At 64.9% G+C, this 17703-nt stretch carries 12 protein-coding genes and 1 pseudogene; 7 read left to right on the top strand and 6 right to left on the bottom strand.

Annotated elements, in window-relative coordinates; translation table 11 throughout:
- Positions 1–58: 58 nt before the first annotated feature.
- The 4 genes from CRO48_RS12150 to CRO48_RS12135 all read right to left on the bottom strand — a co-directional run bounded on the left by CRO48_RS12150 (position 59) and on the right by CRO48_RS12135 (position 5048).
- Complete coding sequence (locus tag CRO48_RS12150) at positions 59–2668, bottom strand: ATP-dependent helicase (protein WP_097139582.1); 2610 nt, start codon at positions 2666–2668, stop codon at positions 59–61.
- 155 nt (positions 2669–2823) lie between these two features.
- Positions 2824–3522 carry a L,D-transpeptidase gene (locus tag CRO48_RS12145; protein WP_097139580.1) on the bottom strand — a complete coding sequence of 233 codons (699 nt, stop codon included), beginning with the start codon at positions 3520–3522 and terminating at the stop codon, positions 2824–2826.
- Between the two features lie 194 nt (positions 3523–3716).
- On the bottom strand, positions 3717–4124 hold the full coding sequence (locus tag CRO48_RS12140) for a carboxymuconolactone decarboxylase family protein (RefSeq protein WP_097139578.1): 408 nt from the start codon (positions 4122–4124) through the stop codon (positions 3717–3719).
- Between the two features lie 105 nt (positions 4125–4229).
- Positions 4230–5048 carry a cyclase family protein gene (locus CRO48_RS12135; protein WP_097139577.1) on the bottom strand — a complete coding sequence of 273 codons (819 nt, stop codon included), beginning with the start codon at positions 5046–5048 and terminating at the stop codon, positions 4230–4232.
- Positions 5049–5316: 268 nt separating this feature from the next.
- Here CRO48_RS12135 and CRO48_RS12130 point away from each other — a divergent pair, with 268 nt between their 5' ends.
- The 5 genes and pseudogenes from CRO48_RS12130 (at position 5317) to CRO48_RS32885 (ending at position 11558) form a co-directional block, all read left to right on the top strand.
- Complete coding sequence (locus CRO48_RS12130; RefSeq protein WP_097139575.1) at positions 5317–6492, top strand: efflux RND transporter periplasmic adaptor subunit; 1176 nt, start codon at positions 5317–5319, stop codon at positions 6490–6492.
- Complete coding sequence (locus CRO48_RS12125; protein WP_097139572.1) at positions 6492–9677, top strand: efflux RND transporter permease subunit; 3186 nt, start codon at positions 6492–6494, stop codon at positions 9675–9677. Before CRO48_RS12130 ends, CRO48_RS12125 begins: the two co-directional genes overlap by 1 nt.
- 257 nt (positions 9678–9934) lie before the next feature.
- Positions 9935–10294: a hypothetical protein gene (locus CRO48_RS12120; RefSeq protein WP_097139570.1), complete on the top strand. Its 360-nt coding sequence runs from the start codon at positions 9935–9937 to the stop codon at positions 10292–10294.
- 31 nt (positions 10295–10325) lie between these two features.
- Positions 10326–10811, top strand: a pseudogene (locus CRO48_RS32890) (endo alpha-1,4 polygalactosaminidase); the annotation flags it as partial.
- A 12-nt stretch (positions 10812–10823) separates the two neighbouring features.
- Entirely contained in the window at positions 10824–11558 is a 735-nt protein-coding gene (locus CRO48_RS32885; protein ID WP_280952670.1) for a calcium-binding protein, read from the top strand.
- 82 nt (positions 11559–11640) lie between these two features.
- On the opposite strand, the gene CRO48_RS12110 is transcribed toward CRO48_RS32885, so the two are convergent.
- Positions 11641–11868, bottom strand: coding sequence for a hypothetical protein (locus CRO48_RS12110; RefSeq protein ID WP_097139566.1), 228 nt, complete (start codon positions 11866–11868; stop codon positions 11641–11643).
- A 173-nt stretch (positions 11869–12041) separates the two neighbouring features.
- Between CRO48_RS12110 and CRO48_RS12105 the strand changes: the two genes are divergently transcribed.
- Entirely contained in the window at positions 12042–13454 is a 1413-nt protein-coding gene (locus CRO48_RS12105; RefSeq protein ID WP_097139564.1) for an FAD-binding oxidoreductase, read from the top strand.
- Positions 13455–13587: 133 nt separating this feature from the next.
- Positions 13588–17301 (top strand): AsmA family protein, encoded by a 3714-nt coding sequence (locus CRO48_RS12100; protein ID WP_097139562.1) that lies wholly within the window; start codon positions 13588–13590, stop codon positions 17299–17301.
- Positions 17302–17400: 99 nt separating this feature from the next.
- On the opposite strand, the gene CRO48_RS12095 is transcribed toward CRO48_RS12100, so the two are convergent.
- A complete protein-coding gene (locus tag CRO48_RS12095; protein WP_097139560.1) occupies positions 17401–17631 on the bottom strand; it encodes a ribbon-helix-helix domain-containing protein in 231 nt (76 codons plus the stop codon).
- Positions 17632–17703: the final 72 nt, after the last annotated feature.

The following is a 17703-nucleotide window of genomic DNA, read 5'->3' as shown; positions in this document are numbered from 1 at the left end:
TCTGTTGGCAAATGCAGCGATCTTGCGATCGGCGCGGATGCCGGCGAGAGCGGGGAAATCACACCGGCTGGACGAAGCCGTCCAGCACGCGCTTCTGTCCGGCGCGGTCGAAGTCGATGGTCAGCTTGTTGCCCTCGATCGCCGAGATGTTGCCGTTGCCGAATTTCAGGTGGAAGACCCGATCGCCGACCGAGAAGCGCGAAGGCTCCGTGGTGGTGGACTTGGCGACGAGCTCGCCCTCTATCGTACGTGCGCGCGGGCCGCTCTCGCCATAGCCGATGCGTTCGATCGCATGGCCGGAGCGGTTGCCCCAGTTGTCGCGGGTGGCGTCGGTTTTGTTCGCCTGCGCGCGGCGCCAGCCGGGCGTGGAGTAGGCGTTTTGGAACGGTTCCTGCTTGTCGAAGCGCGACTGCCCGTAGCCGCCCCGCCCGCCATAGCCGCCGTAGGACTGCTCGGTCTCGGCGACTTCGACATGGGCTTCCGGCAGTTCGTCGAGAAAGCGAGAGGGTATGGTCGACTGCCACAGGCCATGAATGCGGCGGTTGGAGACGAACCAGATGTGGCAATTGCGCTTGGCGCGGGTGATCCCGACATAGGCGAGCCGCCGCTCTTCCTCCAGCCCCGAGCGCCCGCCCTCGTCCAGCGCGCGCTGATGCGGGAACAGCCCTTCCTCCCAGCCGGGCAGGAACACGGTCTCGAACTCCAGCCCCTTGGCCGAATGCAGCGTCATGATCGATACGGCGTCGAGGTCCTCGTTCTGCTCCGCATCCATCACCAGCGAGACGTGCTCGAGGAAGCCGCGCAGGCTTTCGAACTGCTCCATCGACCGGATCAGTTCCTTCAGGTTGTCCAGGCGTCCCGGGGCTTCGGCGGACTTGTCGTTCTGCCACATCGCGGTGTAGCCGCTCTCGTCGAGGATCTTCTCGGCGAGCTCGGTGTGCGGCGTGTTTTCCAGCAGCGCCGACCAGCGCTTGAAGTCGGCCACGACGTCGAACAGCGCCTTGCGGGCCTTCGGCTTCAGTTCATCCGTCTCGATGATGTCGCCGGCGGCCGCCAGCATGGGTATGTCGCGGGCACGGGCATAGTCATGCAGGTTGCGAATGGTGGTGTCGCCGAGGCCGCGCTTTGGCGTGTTGACGATGCGCTCGAAGGCGAGGTCGTCGGCCGGCTGGCAGACCAGGCGGAAATAGGCCATGGCATCGCGGATCTCCAGCCGCTCGTAGAAGCGCGGGCCGCCGATGACGCGATAGTTTAGGCCGAGCGTGACGAAGCGGTCTTCGAACTCGCGCATCTGGAAGGAGGCGCGCACCAGGATCGCCATATCGTTGAGATTGTGGCGTTTCCCGTCGCGGTCGGGCCGCTGGAGGCTTTCAATTGCTTCGCCGATCGCACGCGCCTCTTCCTCGCTATCCCATGCGGCATGGACGATGACCTTGCCGTCTTCGGGATCGTGCCGGTCGGTGAACAGCGTCTTGCCCAGCCGGTCCTCGTTGTGGGCGATGAGGTGGCCGGCGGCGCCGAGGATGTGGGCGGTGGAGCGGTAGTTCCGCTCCAGCTTGATGACCTTGGCGCCGGGAAAATCCTTCTCGAACCGCAGGATGTTGTCCACTTCCGCCCCGCGCCAGCCATAGATCGACTGGTCGTCGTCGCCGACGCAGCAGATGTTGATCTGCGGCTTCTGGCTTGCGCTCACGGCTGCATCGCGCCTGCCGGCGCCGGCCTGGGCGGACGCGGGCGAAACGTCGCCCGGCCAGCTACCGCTGACTTGTTCTCCATCGGCAGTGCCCGCGCGGGAGCTGGGGGAGCGTTGTGCCAGGAGCCTGAGCCACATGTACTGGGCGGTGTTGGTGTCCTGGTACTCGTCGACGAGGATGTAGCGGAACTTCTGGTGATATTCGCGCAGGATGTCGGGGTGGCTGCGCAGGATGCGGATCGGATGCAAGAGCAGGTCGCCGAAGTCGCAGGCGTTCAACGTCTTCAGGCGGTTCTGGTAGGCCGTGTACAGTTCGCGGCCCTTGCCGTTGGCAAAGGCACGAGCGTCGCCCTCGGGAATCTGCGCGGGGTCCAGCCCCTTGTTCTTCCAGCCGTCGATCATGCCGGCGAACTGCTTGGCCGGCCAGCGCTTGTCGTCAAGCCCTTCGGCCTGGATGATCTGCTTGATCAGGCGGACCACGTCGTCGGTATCGAGGATGGTGAAATCCGACCGCAGTCCCGCAAGTTCGGCATGGCGGCGCAGCAACTTGACGCCAATCGAGTGGAAGGTGCCGAGCCAGGGCATGCCCTCGACGGCGCCGCCGACCAGCAGCCCGATGCGCTCCTTCATTTCGCGCGCGGCCTTGTTGGTGAAGGTAACAGCGAGGATCTGCGAGGGGAAGGCGCGGCCGGTGGCAAGGATGTGGGCGATACGGGTCGTCAGCACCCGGGTCTTGCCGGTGCCAGCGCCGGCGAGCACGAGCACCGGTCCGTCAAGAGTCTCGACCGCTTCGCGCTGCTCGGGGTTCAGGCCGGAGAGATAGTCGGGCACACGGTGCTGGTCGCGGGCGGCCATGGCGCGAGCGGCGATGCCGCCCTCAGCCGGGCTGCCGGTCTTGTGGTTCGGGGCAGGAGGCTTCCGCAACGCCGGATCGTCGTCGTCGAAGAAGGGAATATCGTCGTAACCGCTCATCATGCGGCTCAATGTAGTGATTCGGGGACGAAAGGCCAGTTGCGCGTTCTTCTTTTATTCCGCGCCTGTTGCCGCTTCAGGTTCGCAAAGGCGCCGCCCGCGTCTTTCCGGCCGCGGGAAGCCTTGCTGGAGCTCTCCCCGTTAGCCCTCTGACGCCGCTACTGGCGAACGACGATCCGCGCGTGGTAGGGCACGCGATCGTAGAGGTCGATGACGTCCTGGTTCATAAGGCGAACGCAACCGGAAGAAACGGCCTTGCCGATCGAGCGCCATTCGGGGTTGCCGTGCAGGCGATACAGCGTGTCCTGCCCGTTCTGGAAGATATAGAGCGCGCGGGCGCCGAGCGGATTTTTGAGACCGGGGGCCATGCCGCCGTTCTCGATCGAGTATTTAACGAGCTCCGGCTGGCGCGCGACCATCTCGTTCGGCGGCTTCCAGCGCGGCCAGGGCTGGCGCCAGTGGATCGTGCCTTCGCCTTCCCAGGAAAAGCCGTCGCGGCCGATGCCGACGCCGTAGCGCATGGCGGTCCCGCCCGGCTCGACGACGTAGAGGAAGCGGTTCGGCGTATCGACGACGACCGTGCCGGCGGGTTCGCCCGTCGGATCGGCGACCCGCTGACGATAAAATTTGGGATCGATCTGCTGATAGGGAATGGCCGGGATCTTGTAGCCGCCGTCCTCGACCGGACCGTACATGACGTCCAGCTCCGCAGCCGTCGGCGGCACGATCGGCCGCCGGGGCGCCAAGGGGACGGGAGCGTTTCGCCCGCCGGGGCCGGCGGTGGTGCAGCCAGCAAGCATGGCGGATGCGGCAGCGAGAACGAACGCTCTGCGTGACGGGAGGAATTCTGCGGACATTTCAGGAAGTGTCTTTCAGGTGAAATTGCACGTGTGAACTATGCCTAGCGGCGCTCCCCGCTTCATGACAATACGGCGGGCCCATCACATCTCCGTCATGGGAGCGCGGGAGACCGCCACCGATGCAAAGGCGCAACAAAAAAGCCGCCCGAGGCGCTTGCTCCGGGCGGGGCATGGCATGCGTGATGCCCCGATCAGTTACGGTCGGCGTCGAAGGTGGCGTCCACCGGCAACTGCAGAGCGGTCGCGAGCTGGTTGGTCTTGCCGGCCAACGAAATAATGGCGAGAAGTTCCGCATGTTGGGCCGGGGACATTCCCTTGGTCTTTGCCGCTGCCGTGTGCGAGTGGACGCAGTAGCTGCAGCCATTGGTGACGGAGACCGCGATATAGAGCATCTCCTTCACCAGCGGGTCGAGCGTCGAAGGCGTCGCCATGACGGCCTTGACCTCCTGCCAGGTGCTTTCCAGCAGGGCCGGGTCGAAGGCGAGGTAGAGCCACATATTGTTGATGAAATCGGACTTGCGCGTCGCGCGGATGTCGTCGAACACCGCCTTTACGCGGGGATCCGCCTCGAGATCGGCGGCCGGTCTGATCGTGCTCATGGGCTCCTATTCCTCTTCTGCCTTCTGCCTTATGCCTTATGCTTTATGCCTTATGCCGGATGCGGTGCCGGCGACGGCGAGACGCCGCCGGTCCGCCTTCTTGCGTCAGACCAGTGCCAGGACGCGGGCGGGGCCGCCCGTGCCGCCGCGCACCTTCGGCGCGCCGACCACGAGCGTGGCGCCCTTCGCCGGCAGCCTGTCCAGGTTCGCCACCGCTTCAAGGCCCCAACGGCCTGCGGGCAGCCAGGTGTTGTGGGTGGCAAAGTCCGGCGAAATGCCATAGTCGAGCGATAGTGTGTCGACCGCGATTCCGGCCGCTTTGGTTTCCAGCAGGGCCTGGACTGCCTCGACGTGGAAACCGGGGAAGTGCATCTTCCCCTCGGCATCCGCATTGCGGAACTTGTCTGTGCCGAGATGGGCCGACCAGCCGGAATTCAGGGCGATGCAGGCGTTGTCGGGAATTTCGCCATTCGCGGCAATCCATGCCTTGAGGTCGTCAGGCGTGAGCTGCGCATCGGGATCGTCTGCGGCCTTCTGCCTGATGTCTATGACGGCCAGAGGCACCACAAGGTTTTCGACCGGGATTTCCGCGACCGACATCCCGTCGGCCGAGAAGTGCAGCGGCGCGTCCATGTGCGTGCCGGTGTGCTCGCTGTAGCGCAGTTCGAACAGGTTGAACGTATGCTCCTTGAAATTGAACTTCTGCTCGCGGAAGAACTGCTGCGGGCCGAAAAACGTGGGGAACTCCTCGTAGAGCTCGTGGGTCAGGTCGGTTACGCTCGCAGGCGCTGCGGCGATCGCCGGGCTGAGCGCGCCGGTACCGACGGCTGCAGCCGTTATCGCGCCCGCAGCGGCGGCGCGAAAGAGGCCGCGGCGCGAGAGCATGTTGGTCTTTACCGATTCGATGACGCATGCGTTGCACATTCAAATTCCCCTTCCATAAATATATTTTAACTGTCTAATAAATAGGCGGATACTGGCCGCCGGGAGGAACGCTAGCAACAAGCCGGCGCATGGTCCAGACGCCGGCATTCCAGCCATTGCGGAGGGTGGAGAACGGATTTTCCAGCAATTCTTACAATTACGTAATGTTGGTATTCTTTCATTGCCGGTTCAGGGCCAAAACACGATACTTGGTCCGATCGGCGAACCGCTCTGGAAGCGGACAGCCAAGTTATGTCCGGAGTCCTGAATGCGCATTTGGAAGCAACTGCTGGTCAGCCTTGCCGTGGTCGGCGTTGGCGTTCTCGTCTGGGGCCGTCTCGCCCCGGGGGCCGCCGACACGTTGAAGGCAGCGGGAATTCCGGCTGGCCTGGTTGCCTGGGTTGCGCCCGCAGACAGCACGGCAGAGAAGGGCGGCGCCGCCCGTAGGCAGAGTGGCGGTTTCGGTGGCCCGATGCTGGTTGTGACGAAGCCGGTGGCTTTTGCGGTGGTGAACGACCGCCTGAACGCGATCGGCGATGGCGAAGCGATCCGCAGCGTCGTTGCGACGCCGTACTCGACGGGCAACCTGACGGACGTGTTCGTCAAGTCGGGTGACAAGGTGACATCGGGGCAGGTGATCGCGCGGCTGGACAATGACGAGCAGCGGATCGCAGCCGATCAGGCCCGGCTGACGCGCGACCGTGCTGCCGACAAGGTAGAGCGCTACGAAAACCTGAAGCGGGCAGCGGCCGTAACGGACGTGGCAATCCAGGATGCCCGCGACGAACTGAAGGCGGCGGAACTGGCGCTGCAGAAGGCCGAGCTCGACCTCCGCCGCCGCGACATCAATGCGCCCTATGACGGTGTCGTCGGCATCATCTCCGTCAATCCCGGGGACTATGTCACGACCGCCAGTGAAATCGCGCGGGTGGACGACCGGTCGGAAATCCTGGTCGATTTCTGGGTGCCGGAGCGCTTCGTCAACAAGATCCGCGTGGGCGGCCCGGTTTCGGCGACCGCAATTGCCCGGCCGGGCGAGGTGTTCACCGGTTCGGTGGAGGCTGTGGACAACCGTATCGACCAGGCGAGCCGTACGCTGCGCGTCCGTGCAAAAATCGACAATCCGGAAGACGTCCTGCGCGCCGGCATGTCGTTCTCGGTATCGATGCAGTTTGCGGGCGATCGCTACCCGAGCGTCGATCCGCTGGCGCTGCAGTGGAGCGCCGAAGGCTCATATGTCTGGCACATCGTCGGTGAAAAGGCGGAGAAGGTTCCGGTCCTCATCATCCAGCGCAATCCCGACAAGGTGCTCGTCGATGCCGAGCTTGCCGAGAACGACATGGTCGTTACCGAGGGGCTGCAGCGCCTGCGTGACGGCAGCGATGTCAAAGTCATGGGGGCCACTGCAGCACCCACCCAGCCCGCCGTAGCGGAGGGCACGTGATGGGCAACGGCGGGGCGGATAACCACAGCCAAACCGGGCAGACCGGATTTACCGCACTTTTCGTTCGCCGGCCGATCTTTGCGCTCGTCGTCAACACGCTGATCGTCGTGGCCGGCCTTGCCGCCTTCAACGGCGTCGAAATCCGCGAGCTTCCCTCGGTTGATCAGCCCGTGATCAGCGTCACGACCGAGTTCGAGGGGGCTTCACCCGAAACGGTGGACCGCGAACTGACCGACGTGATCGAGGGGGCGGTGTCGCGGGTGCAGGGCATCAAGGACATCTCGGCGACATCCTCGTTCGGCCAAAGCCGCGTGACGCTTCAATTCAGCGATACCACCGATGTCAGCCAGGCGGCGAACGACGTTCGCGACGCGCTTGGGCGCGTGGCCAACCAGATACCCGATGGCGCCGAGGAGCCGCGCGTCGTCAAGGCGGATGCGGACAGCCAGCCGATCATGCGGTTGGCGCTGACTTCCGACCGGCTGTCGATGGAAGACCTGACGCTTCTGGCTGAGAACGAGGTCACCGACCGGCTGGCTGCGGTCGAGGGCGTCGCCGACGTGAACGTTTACGGCGAACAGGAGAAGGTGTTCCGCGTCGACATCGACCAGGCGAAGCTTGCAAGCCGCGGACTGACGATCGCCGACCTCAGCACGGCGCTGCAGACCGCTTCCTTCGACGTGCCGGCCGGCTCACTGACCAGCGTGAACCAGGACCTGACGGTGCGCGCGACGGCGGATCTCGCGACGCCCGAGGATTTCGAAAACCTGTTGCTGCAGAACCGCGTCCGGCTGGGTGACATCGCCACGATCACGCTCGGACCGGACGACGGCACCACAGCATTGCGTTCGAACGGCCGGCCGGGCATCGGGCTTGGTATCATCCGGCAGGCGCAATCCAACACGCTCGATATTTCGCACGGCGTCCGCGCGACCGTCGAGCAGCTCAAGGGCATTCTGCCCGAGGGCACCGAACTGCGCGTGACGAGCGACGACGCCGTGTTCATCCAGGGCGCGCTGCACGAGGTCGAGATCGCGCTGGCGGTGGCCGTGATCATCGTCACGCTGGTGATCTATCTCTTCCTGCTTGACTGGCGCGCCACGCTTATCCCGACGATCACTATGCCGATCGCGCTCATCGGCACGCTGGCGGCGATCTATCTCGCCGGCTTTTCGATCAATATCCTCACCCTGCTTGCGATCGTGCTTGCGACCGGCCTCGTCGTGGACGACGCGATCGTCGTGCTCGAGAACATCGTGCGGCGGCGGGCCGAGGGGCTGGGGCCGCGCGCGGCGGCGGTGCTCGGTACGCTCGAGGTCTTCTTCGCCGTCATCGCGACGACGGCAACGCTGTGCGCGGTCTTCGTGCCGTTGTCCTTCCTTCCCGGACAGACGGGGCGGCTCTTCCGCGAATTCGGCTTCGTGCTGGCATTCGCGCTCATCCTTTCCGGGTTCGTGGCGCTGACCCTTTGCCCCATGCTCGCCTCGCGTATGCTGACGAAGGAAAAGGCCGAACACGGGCACGGTGGAATCCTCGGGCGCATCGGAACTTTCGCGTCCGGATTCTATCGCAGAACGCTGCGGGCCTGCCTGAATGCTCCCCTCGTCGTTTACGTGGTCGCCCTCATGTTCACCGCCTTCGGCGCGGGAGCCTTCCTGACGCTGAAATCGGAATTGACCCCGAATGAGGACCGCTCGCTGGTGATGATGCGCATCAACGCGCCGCAGGGCGTGTCGCTGGAATACACGCAGGAGCAGATGCGGCTGATCGAGGAGAAGCTGAGGCCGCTCTATGACGGCGGCGAGATCGTCAACATGTACTCCGTCTCCGGTCAGGGCGGTTCGGCCAATAGCGGCTTCATGGTGCTGACCCTTGCCCCGTGGAACGAGCGCGAGCGCACGCAGCAGCAGATCGTGACCGATATCAATGCCGCAACCGCCGACGTGCCTTCCGTCCGCGCCTTTGCGATCCAGCCCAACAGCCTCGGCATTCGCGGAGCGGGGAGCGGCCTGCAGGTCGCCCTGATCGGCAACAACTACCAGAAGCTTGGTGACGCGGCGGCCGAACTGGTGCGCAAGATCGAGGACAGCGGCCGGTTCGAGAACGTGCGGCTGAACTACGAGGCGAACCAGGCGCAGCTATCGGTGACCATCGACCGCGAACGCGCCTCCGATCTCGGCATCGACATCAACGGGCTTTCCGCCGCGCTGAAGGCCGTGATCGACGGCTCCAGCGTCGTCGACGTCTATGTCGAGGGGCAGGCCTATCCGGTGCTCATCTCGTCGACCACCAATCCCGTCAACGACCCGACCGACCTTGAAAACATCTTCCTGAAGACGAAGGACGGCAAGATCGTGCCGATGTCGTCGATCGCCACGCTCGAGGAACAGGCGGTGGCGCCGCAACTTACGCGCGAGCAGCAGCTTCGTGCGGTGTCGCTGTCGGCCGGGCTTAAGGATGGTCTGGCGCTCGGCGACGCGCTCACAATGGTGCAGCAGATGGCCGAGCCGCTGTTGCCGGAAGGCTCGCGCCTGCTGCCCATGGCCGAGGCGGCGACGCTTGGCGAAAACGCCAACGGGCTGATGATCACCTTCGGGTTTGCCATCGTTATCATCTTCCTCGTTCTGGCGGCCCAGTTCGAAAGCTTCGTCAGCGCGGTCATCATCATGACGACCGTGCCGCTGGGACTCGCATGCGCCGTCTTCGCCATGATCCTGACGGGGACGTCGCTGAACATCTACAGCCAGATCGGGCTGGTGCTGCTCGTCGGCATCATGGCCAAGAACGGTATCCTGATCGTGGAGTTCGCCAATCAGTTGCGCGACCGCGGCCAGGACGTGCGTAGCGCGATCGAGAACGCCTCAAACATCCGCCTGCGTCCGGTGATGATGACCATGATCGCCACCGTGGTCGGCGCGCTGCCGCTAGTTCTGGCGAGCGGCGCGGGCGCCGAGGCGCGCATCTCGCTCGGCTGGGTGCTCGTCGGCGGGCTCGGCCTTGCTGCCGTCGTGACCCTCTACCTGACGCCCGTGGCCTATCTCACCATCGCGCGCTTCACCAAGCCGCATGCGGACGAGGAGCACAGGCTGCAGCGGGAAATGGAAGCCGCCGCCAGAATGAAGCTGAAGCCGGTCGAAGTGGAAGACCGGAACCTGCTGCCGCCACCGGCGCAGGCGGCTGAGTGAGCGGGCATTCCAATTCCGTATCCGTGAACGAAGTTTTGTAAGCGCCGCCGATAAAAACGGCGGCGCGTTTCGTTCGCTTTTCGCGCAAATTTCATCGAGCCCCGCTACCACACGTTAGGATCAAGGCGCTATGCAACGGCTTTGACGACCGTCTTGCTGCTGCCAATACGACGCCCGGACTTGTGGTTGGCTGCTCGCATCAACGGTCGCACAAGTGAAGACCGGCCACTTCGGGCCGTTCAGCAAGGGGCACCGGGATGGTGAAATTCAAGACTTCGACGGGCTGGGTTGCCGTGCAGAACTGGGGCTATGCCCTGCAGGGGATCAACGGCAAGCCCGCCAACGCCGATCTGCTTGCATCGGCCACGCATGATCTTCTGGTGATCGATTCGTCGCGGGACGGTACCAATGGCGGCCGCTTTTTCCACGACGAGATTGCCCGCATGAAGGACGGTATGGGCGGGCGTTCCGTCGTCGTCTCCTACATCTCCATCGGCGAGGCTTTCGGATTATCGCGACTACTGGCACAAGAACTGGACGGTCGGCGGCGAGGCGCCCGGCAAGCTCACCGGCAAGGCGCCGGACTGGCTCGGACCGCTCAATCCCGATTGGCCTGAATCGCGCAAGGTTCGCTACTGGGACAAGGACTGGCAAAAGATCATCTTCAACGACAAGAAGACCGGGGATCTCGACGCCATCGTCAAGGCAGGCTTCGATGCCGCCTATCTCGATATCGTCGATGGCTACTATTTCTGGGGCGCGGAAATGTCCGCCAGGGACAGGGAGGCGGGCGATCCGAAGAACGTCAAGCAGGCCGCCCAGCGGATGGTGGATTTCATCGTCGCGCTGACCGATCATGCACGCGAGACCAATCCAGACTTCTTCGTGATCCCGCAGAACGGCGCCTGGATCATCAACGACCTCGGTTCCGACACCGCGCGGAAGAAGGCCTATCTGGACGCCATCGGTGCCATCGCGGTGGAGGACGTATACCATGGCGGCGATGCCGACGAGAACAATCCCCTCAATCCCGACGAGGAGACGATCGAGGTCCTCAAGCGGGATTTCCTCGACAACGGCAAGCCGGTGTTTGCGGTCGACTATATCGACGGTAGCAAGCGCGTCGCACAGTTCGAGAAGCTGGCGTTGAAAGACGGGTTCATCCCGTTCGCCGCGCCCGAGCGCGATCTCGATCGCCTCGTCGGCACCCATGACGGCAGTCCGGCCCATATCCGCCCGACCGCCAAGGCGGATACGCTGAGCGGGTCGAACCTCTCCGACAGGATCGACGGGCTGGCGGGCGGCGACAGCATCTCCGGACGCGGCGGCGGTGACACAGTGCTGGGCGGCCGCGGCAACGATCGGCTGAGCGGCGGTAGCGGCGACGACCGGCTCTACGGATGCTCCGGCGGTGACACGCTTCTCGGCGGCACGGGCGATGACCGGCTATTCGGGGAGGCTGGCAGCGACAGGCTTTCGGGCGGTGCCGGCAATGACCGGCTGAGCGGCGGCGGTGGCAACGACCGGCTGAGCGGTGGTGCGGGAAATGATGTCCTGCTCGGCGGATCGGGCATTGACCAGTTTGTGTTCGATACGCGGCTCGGCAAGGCCAATATCGACACCATCAGGGACTTCGACGTTTCGGAAGACCGTATCCTCCTCGATCAGGATACCTTCACGAAACTGAAGGTGGGCGCACTGACGGTTTCGGCCCTTGCCATCGGTACGAAGGCGACGGATTCGCACGACCGCATCGTCTACGACGACAAGGCTGGCGCGCTTTCATACGATGCCGACGGCGCCGGCAAGGTGGCGGCGGTGCGGTTTGCCAATATCGGTGCAGGGCTTGATCTGACGGCGGCCGACTTTCTGGTGTTTTGACGGGTGTTCGTTCCGAATGACCGTCACCTTTTCGCCGGCGCGATGTCGAGGCGGAGTGGAGGCTCGGTGCGACGGCGCGCTGTCAGTTGCTCGTCGCCGGCTGTGCGCCGTCGACCGGTTTCGGCTGGATTGCCGTGCCCGTCGATGGGGCCGTTGTACCGCCGGTCGATCCGGTCTGCTCGCTCGAAACAGGTGGTGTCGTCGTCGCGGTTGCCAATGTCAGGCGCTCACCGGTTATGCGATAGCCTACGGTGAGGATCGCCAACAGGATAACGACTGCAACGATCGTCCAGATGCTGCGCTGGCTCATGGCTTGCGCTCCTTTCCATCCGTGACTGCAATTATCCGCCATGAAACTGTACATTACAAATGGTTTGCAGACTGCGCGCCCGCGGGGGTTACGGCGGCGCGCATGGCAAACTTGCTCTGGACAGGCGTGCTGCGGTTTCCGATAAGTCCGCGGACGCAGAGGGAGAGACGATAGTGGCGCTTTCGGACATCAGGGTAGGGGCACGCAACGAAGAGGCGATCGCGACCGCCATCTCCGCCTTCAGGCAGATCTTCGCGGAGCGTTTTCAAACCGGCGAAGCAATCCGCGCCCAGCACGCGCACACAATGACCTATATACCGGCGCAACTGCCGGACGGCGTGCTGTTTGCCGAGAACGCCGATGACGTGAAGGCGGCGGTGCGGCTCTGCGCCGAGCACGGGGTGCCGATCATCCCATTCGGCACCGGCTCCTCGCTCGAGGGGCAGATCAATGCGCCTTTCGGCGGCATCTCCATCGATTTCAGCCGTATGAACCGGGTCATCCAGGTCAATGCGGAGGACCTCGACTGCACCGTCGAGCCCGGCATTACACGCGAGGAACTGAACGCCTATCTGCGCGATACGGGGCTCTTCTTCCCGATCGACCCCGGCGCGAACGCCTCGATCGGCGGCATGACCTCGACGCGCGCCTCGGGCACGAATGCGGTGCGCTACGGCACGATGAAGGACAACGTGCTGGCCGTGACCGTCGTGACGGCAAAGGGTGAGGAGATCCGCACCGCGCGGCGCGCCCGCAAGTCGTCTGCCGGATACGATCTGACCCGGCTCTATGTCGGTTCGGAAGGCACGCTCGGCGTTCTCACCTCGATCACGCTGCGCCTGCAGGGCATTCCGGACGTGATCGCCGGCGGCATCTGCGGGTTCCCGACGCTGAAGGACGCCTGCAACGCCGTCATCGCGACGATCCAGCTCGGCATTCCGGTCGCCCGCATCGAGCTACTGAATACGCTGCAGATCAAGGCGTGCAACGCCTATTCCGGGCTCACGCTCACCGAGCAGCCGACCCTTTTCGTCGAGTTCCACGGCAGCCAGGAGAGCGTGGCGCTGCAGTCGCGCCAGTTCGGCGAAGTTGCCTCGGAATGCGAAGGCGGCGATTTTCAATGGACCGCGGATGCGGAGGAGCGCGCGCGGTTGTGGAAGGCGCGCCACGACGTCTACTGGGCCGCTAAAGGGCTGCGGCCGGGAGCGGCCGTGCTTGCGACAGATGTCTGCGTGCCGATCTCGCGCCTTGCCGACTGCGTCGCGGCGACCGAGGCCGATATCGAGGAGCATGGTTTGCTCGCACCGATCGTCGGCCATGCCGGCGACGGCAATTTCCATGTCAGCGTCGTCTTCGACGACAAGGACAGCGCCGAGATCGAGAAGGTGGAGGCGTTCGTGGCCCGGCTGAACGCGCGCGCACTTTCCATGGACGGCACCTGCACCGGCGAACACGGCATCGGGCAGGGCAAGCAGTCCTTCCTACCGCGGGAGCTGGGCGAAGCCGTGGACGTGATGCGGCAGGTGAAACGGGCCCTGGACCCGGACAACATCCTCAATCCCGGAAAGATTTTTCGCCCGGAGTGAGACATGGCGGCTGCCATCTGCTTATAGTCATTGAAGATGTTGCCGGCAGGAATACCGTCGCGAATGCGCGAAAGACGTGCGCTGGGCCTTATTCTGACGGCAGACGATTGAAGTAGATGTCGGGATTGGCGGCGTGCTCTCACGGGTGATGTTGGCGGTAGGTGGTCTGGTGGTACTGGCGCTGTTTGCGGCGCTGCTTGCCCCGTATTTCATCGACTGGACCGGTTTCCGCCAGGATTTCGAGCGCGAGGCAAGCCGGATCGTCGGCCGCAAGGTGGTCGTCCACGGGACTGTCGATGCCCGTCTCATTCCCTTTCCCTCCGTCACGCTGCACGACGTGCGCGTCGGCGAGGAGGAGGGGGCGGAGCCGATCGTCACCATCGACCGCTTTTCCATGGACGCGGAGCTGGCGCCGTTTCTCAGCGGCGAGGCGCTGATTTTCGACATGCGCATCGACGGGCCGAAGGTGCGCCTGACGCTGCTTTCCGACGGCACGCTCGACTGGGCGCGCGGCCGCCGCTCCGATATCCCGGCCAAGACCGTGGTTCTGGAGAACGTCTCGGTTACCGGCGGCGAAATCGAGTTCGTCGACGAGCAGGCCGGGCGCACGCGCCGACTTGCCGACCTCAACGCACAGATGTCTGCACGGTCGCTGACCGGTCCGTGGCGCATCGACGGGCGGGGAACGCTCGACGGTAATCCCGGTGCATTCCAGGTCTCCACCGGCCAACTCGACGAGCACGGCACGTTGAAGGTGAAGGCGCGGATCGTTCCCGACAAGATCGCCTTTAGCGCCGATCTCGACGGCGATCTGAAGGTCGCCGACTTCAAGCCGCAATATGGCGGCACCTTCGTGCTGTCGCAGAAGCGGCCGGCGAACGAGAAGCCGCAGCCGAATGCGCTCCGGATCACCGGCGATTTCGAGCTGACCAACGAGCGCGTGCGGGTGCCCAAGTACGAGCTGTCGGCGGGCGATCCTTCCGATCCCTATATCGTGACAGGGGAGGCGACGCTCGACACCGGCAGGCACCCTGAATTCCTGCTGATCGCGGATGGCCAGCAGATCGACGTCAGCCGGATCGGGCGCAACGGGGAGCAGGGCAAGACCGGCCGCAACGCCGACATTTCCGCTCGCCAGCGTCTCAACAACCTTCTCTCCATCCTCGCCGATATTCCCATTCCGCAGGTGCCGGGGCGCGCCAGCCTCAAGTTGCCGGCGATCGTTATCGGGGACACGACCGTCCGCGAGGTGCTGTTGGATGTCGAGCCGGATGGCGAGGGCTGGAAGGTGGCGCGCGGCACGGCGCAGTTTCCCGGCCGCACCACCGTCGATGCCAAGGGCCGGCTGACGCTGAGGGGGCATCGCGGCTTCAGCGGTGACCTGCTCGTTGCCTCGAACCAGCCCTCCGGCCTCGCCGCCTGGCTGGCAGGCTCCGTGGACCCGGAAATTCGCCGCCTGCGCAGCGCCGGCTTTGCCGCCGAGGTGGAGCTGACCGACGAGCTGCAACGCTTCGAAAAGCTGGAGATCGCCGCCGGGGGGGCGTCTCTGACCGGGCGGATCGAGCGGGAATCGCGCGCCGACGCGGCGCCGGCGCTGTCGGTGGAGCTGGGTGGCAACAGCGTCGAGATCGAGACGCTTCGCGCGCTGACCGGGCTGTTCGCCGGCGAAGCTTCCGCCGATACCCTCTTGCGCCATTCGATCGCGGTTGCCCTGAAGGCAGACCGCTTCACGGCCTTCGGAGAAGAGGCGCAAGGGGTCGATGCCAAGCTGTCGCTCAGGAACGGCGAGCTCGATGTCAGCCGGCTGGACGTCGCTTCGCTTGCGGGGGCTGCGGTGTCCGTCCGGGGGCAGATGGGCGGCACGCTTGCCACGCCATCGGCCGGACTGGATCTGACCGTGCGGGCGGGGGAGATCCGGCCCGTGCTGGAGCTGATTTCGCGGCACCTCCCGCCGCATCCGCTGCTTGCCCGCCTTGTCACCGGCGCTGGCTACTACGACGATGCCGACCTCAAGGTCACGCTGGCACTGCCGGGTGACCGGAGCGGCCCGCTGGGGATGATCGTGGCCGGAACGGCCAATGGCGGGCGCGTGGATGCCCGCGTCTCGGCTGAGAATTTCGGTGACTTTTTGAACGGCGGCAACATCGAGGGAGAGGTGATGCTGGCCAATCCGCGCACCGTCGTGCTTGCGGGACAGCTTGGCCTGCAGCCTCTGCCCTTCGACGGCGAGGCGGACGGGGTGGTTGCTGTCAAGTTCTCGCAGTCGAAGACCGGCCCCGGTGAAGTCTCCTTCGTCTTTACGGCCGGCGACACGTCGATTGCTGTCGATGGCAGGGTGGATCTTTCGGCGGAACGGTTCCTTCAAGGCGATCTCGCGATCTCGGCCGACTCCGCCGATATCGAGCCCTATCTGCTGATGAATGATATCGTGCTGCCGCAGACCGGCGCCGGGCTTCCGGTGGCGCTCAGGGCGAAAGCTGCGATTGGCGGGGACGCCATCCAGCTTACGGATATCGGCGGCACGGTCGACCGCAACGGCGTTTCGGGCGAACTGCGCATCGACCGGACGGCGTCCGCGCCGAAGGCGACGGGCGCGCTTGCCTTCGATACGCTGGATCTGGCCTGGCTTGCGGAGGGGATCCTCGGGCCGATCGAGAGTGTGGACGGAGAAGGGTTCAGTGCGGAGCCCGTGGCAAGTCCCGCACGTGAAAACGCCGATGTGAACGTCCAACTGACGGCGGCCCGCTTCTGGACGGGCTTTTACGGGCCGGTCGAGAATTTTGGCGGAACGCTCGCCTGGACCGGGGGAGACATCGCGCTGGACGACGTCGGCGGCGACTGGCTGGGCGGAAAGCTCGGCGGCCGCTTCAAGCTTTCGAATGCCGGTACGACCGGCCTCCTGGAAACGCGCCTGAGGCTTTCGGGCGCTGATGTTTCGCAGATGGTCTGGACGGCCTCGGGCAGTCCTGTCGCCGAAGGCCGCGGCGACATCACCCTTGCGCTCGACGCTTCCGGCGAGAGCGCGGCTGCGATGATCGCGGCCGCCAGCGGTTCGGGGGAAGCGCGTCTCAATGGACTGAAACTGCGCGGTCTGCGGAGCGACGGCTTCGGGGCGATCCTGGCTGCAGCGGACGTGACGGAGGGAGATATCACCGAAAGCCGTTCCGAGGAGATTGCGCGTGGCGAGACGCTCGGCGGCGACGCGCTGCTCGGCGCCGTCAACATTCCCTTCACGATCGCCTCCGGCAAGCTTCGCGCCGATGCGGTAACGGGGACGGACGGCGCTGCGACCTTCAGCGGCGGCGTCGAAATCAATCTGGCCGACCGGACGCTTGCGGGGCAGGTGGGAATGCGGCTGCGTGCCGGTGAGGAAGCCATGGCCGGGGGCGAGCCCGAGGTGACGCTCTTCTTCGACGGACCGATCGCAGAGCCCAGGATGCGCCTCGATGCCCAGCCGCTCGGCAATTACCTGTCGCTGCGGCGGTTCGAGCGGGAGCGGCGGCGCGTCGAAATCCTGCAGGCGAGCGCTCTCGAAAAGCAGCGCTTGCGCCGCGAGGCGGCTCTCTACCGGTCCCGTGCGCAGGAGCGCGCTGCGATTGCGGAAGCGGCAAGGCTTCGCGCAGCCGAAGAAGAACGCAAACGCGCGGAGGCGCGCAGGCGCGCCGAGCAGGTGAGGGCGGAACAGGCGGCCCGCGCCGAGGCCGAGCGCCGCGCGGCCGAGCAGCAGCGGCCGGCGCAGCCCGGCGAGGGATTCCGCGTCGATCCGAGCGAGGGGGTTGTCCGCGAACCCCTGCCGCCGATCAGCGGCGACAGCCTGAATTTCGACGCGCTTCCCGGTGTGAACTGAACCGTCCGGCTCCTGCGTGGGAACATTGGCGGGAGGGCGGGGCGGCTCGCTCTGGGCTGGCGCGGTGACACGCCCGCGCGACATCCTGTTGCAGGGCGCCTATTCGGTTGCGCCTTGGCGAATACGCGTCTTCAGCGCTTCCAGGACATGAACGCGCAGGGCCGAGGAGAGGTTGCTCTCGGGCGGGCGGGCGTCGTCGATCTCGGTCAACAGGGTGGCAAGGGCAATACCGCGACCGGCGGCAATCGTCTTCAGTTCCTGCCAGAATGGTTCCTCCAGCGAGAAGCTGGTGCGATGGCCGTGCAGGGTGGCTGAGTGCTTGCGGATCAACGGCTTTTGCTCGCAATCCGATTCAGGTCGCTTGCGTACCGCATCATCGTCATCCCGCAAGTGTATGAAATT

The organism is Rhizobium subbaraonis, assembly GCF_900220975.1.
GTDB classification, from domain to species: Bacteria; Pseudomonadota; Alphaproteobacteria; order Rhizobiales; family Rhizobiaceae; genus Mycoplana; species Mycoplana subbaraonis.
Note: the sequence above shows the minus strand (reverse complement) of the source record. Positions and strands in the feature narration are given on the sequence as shown.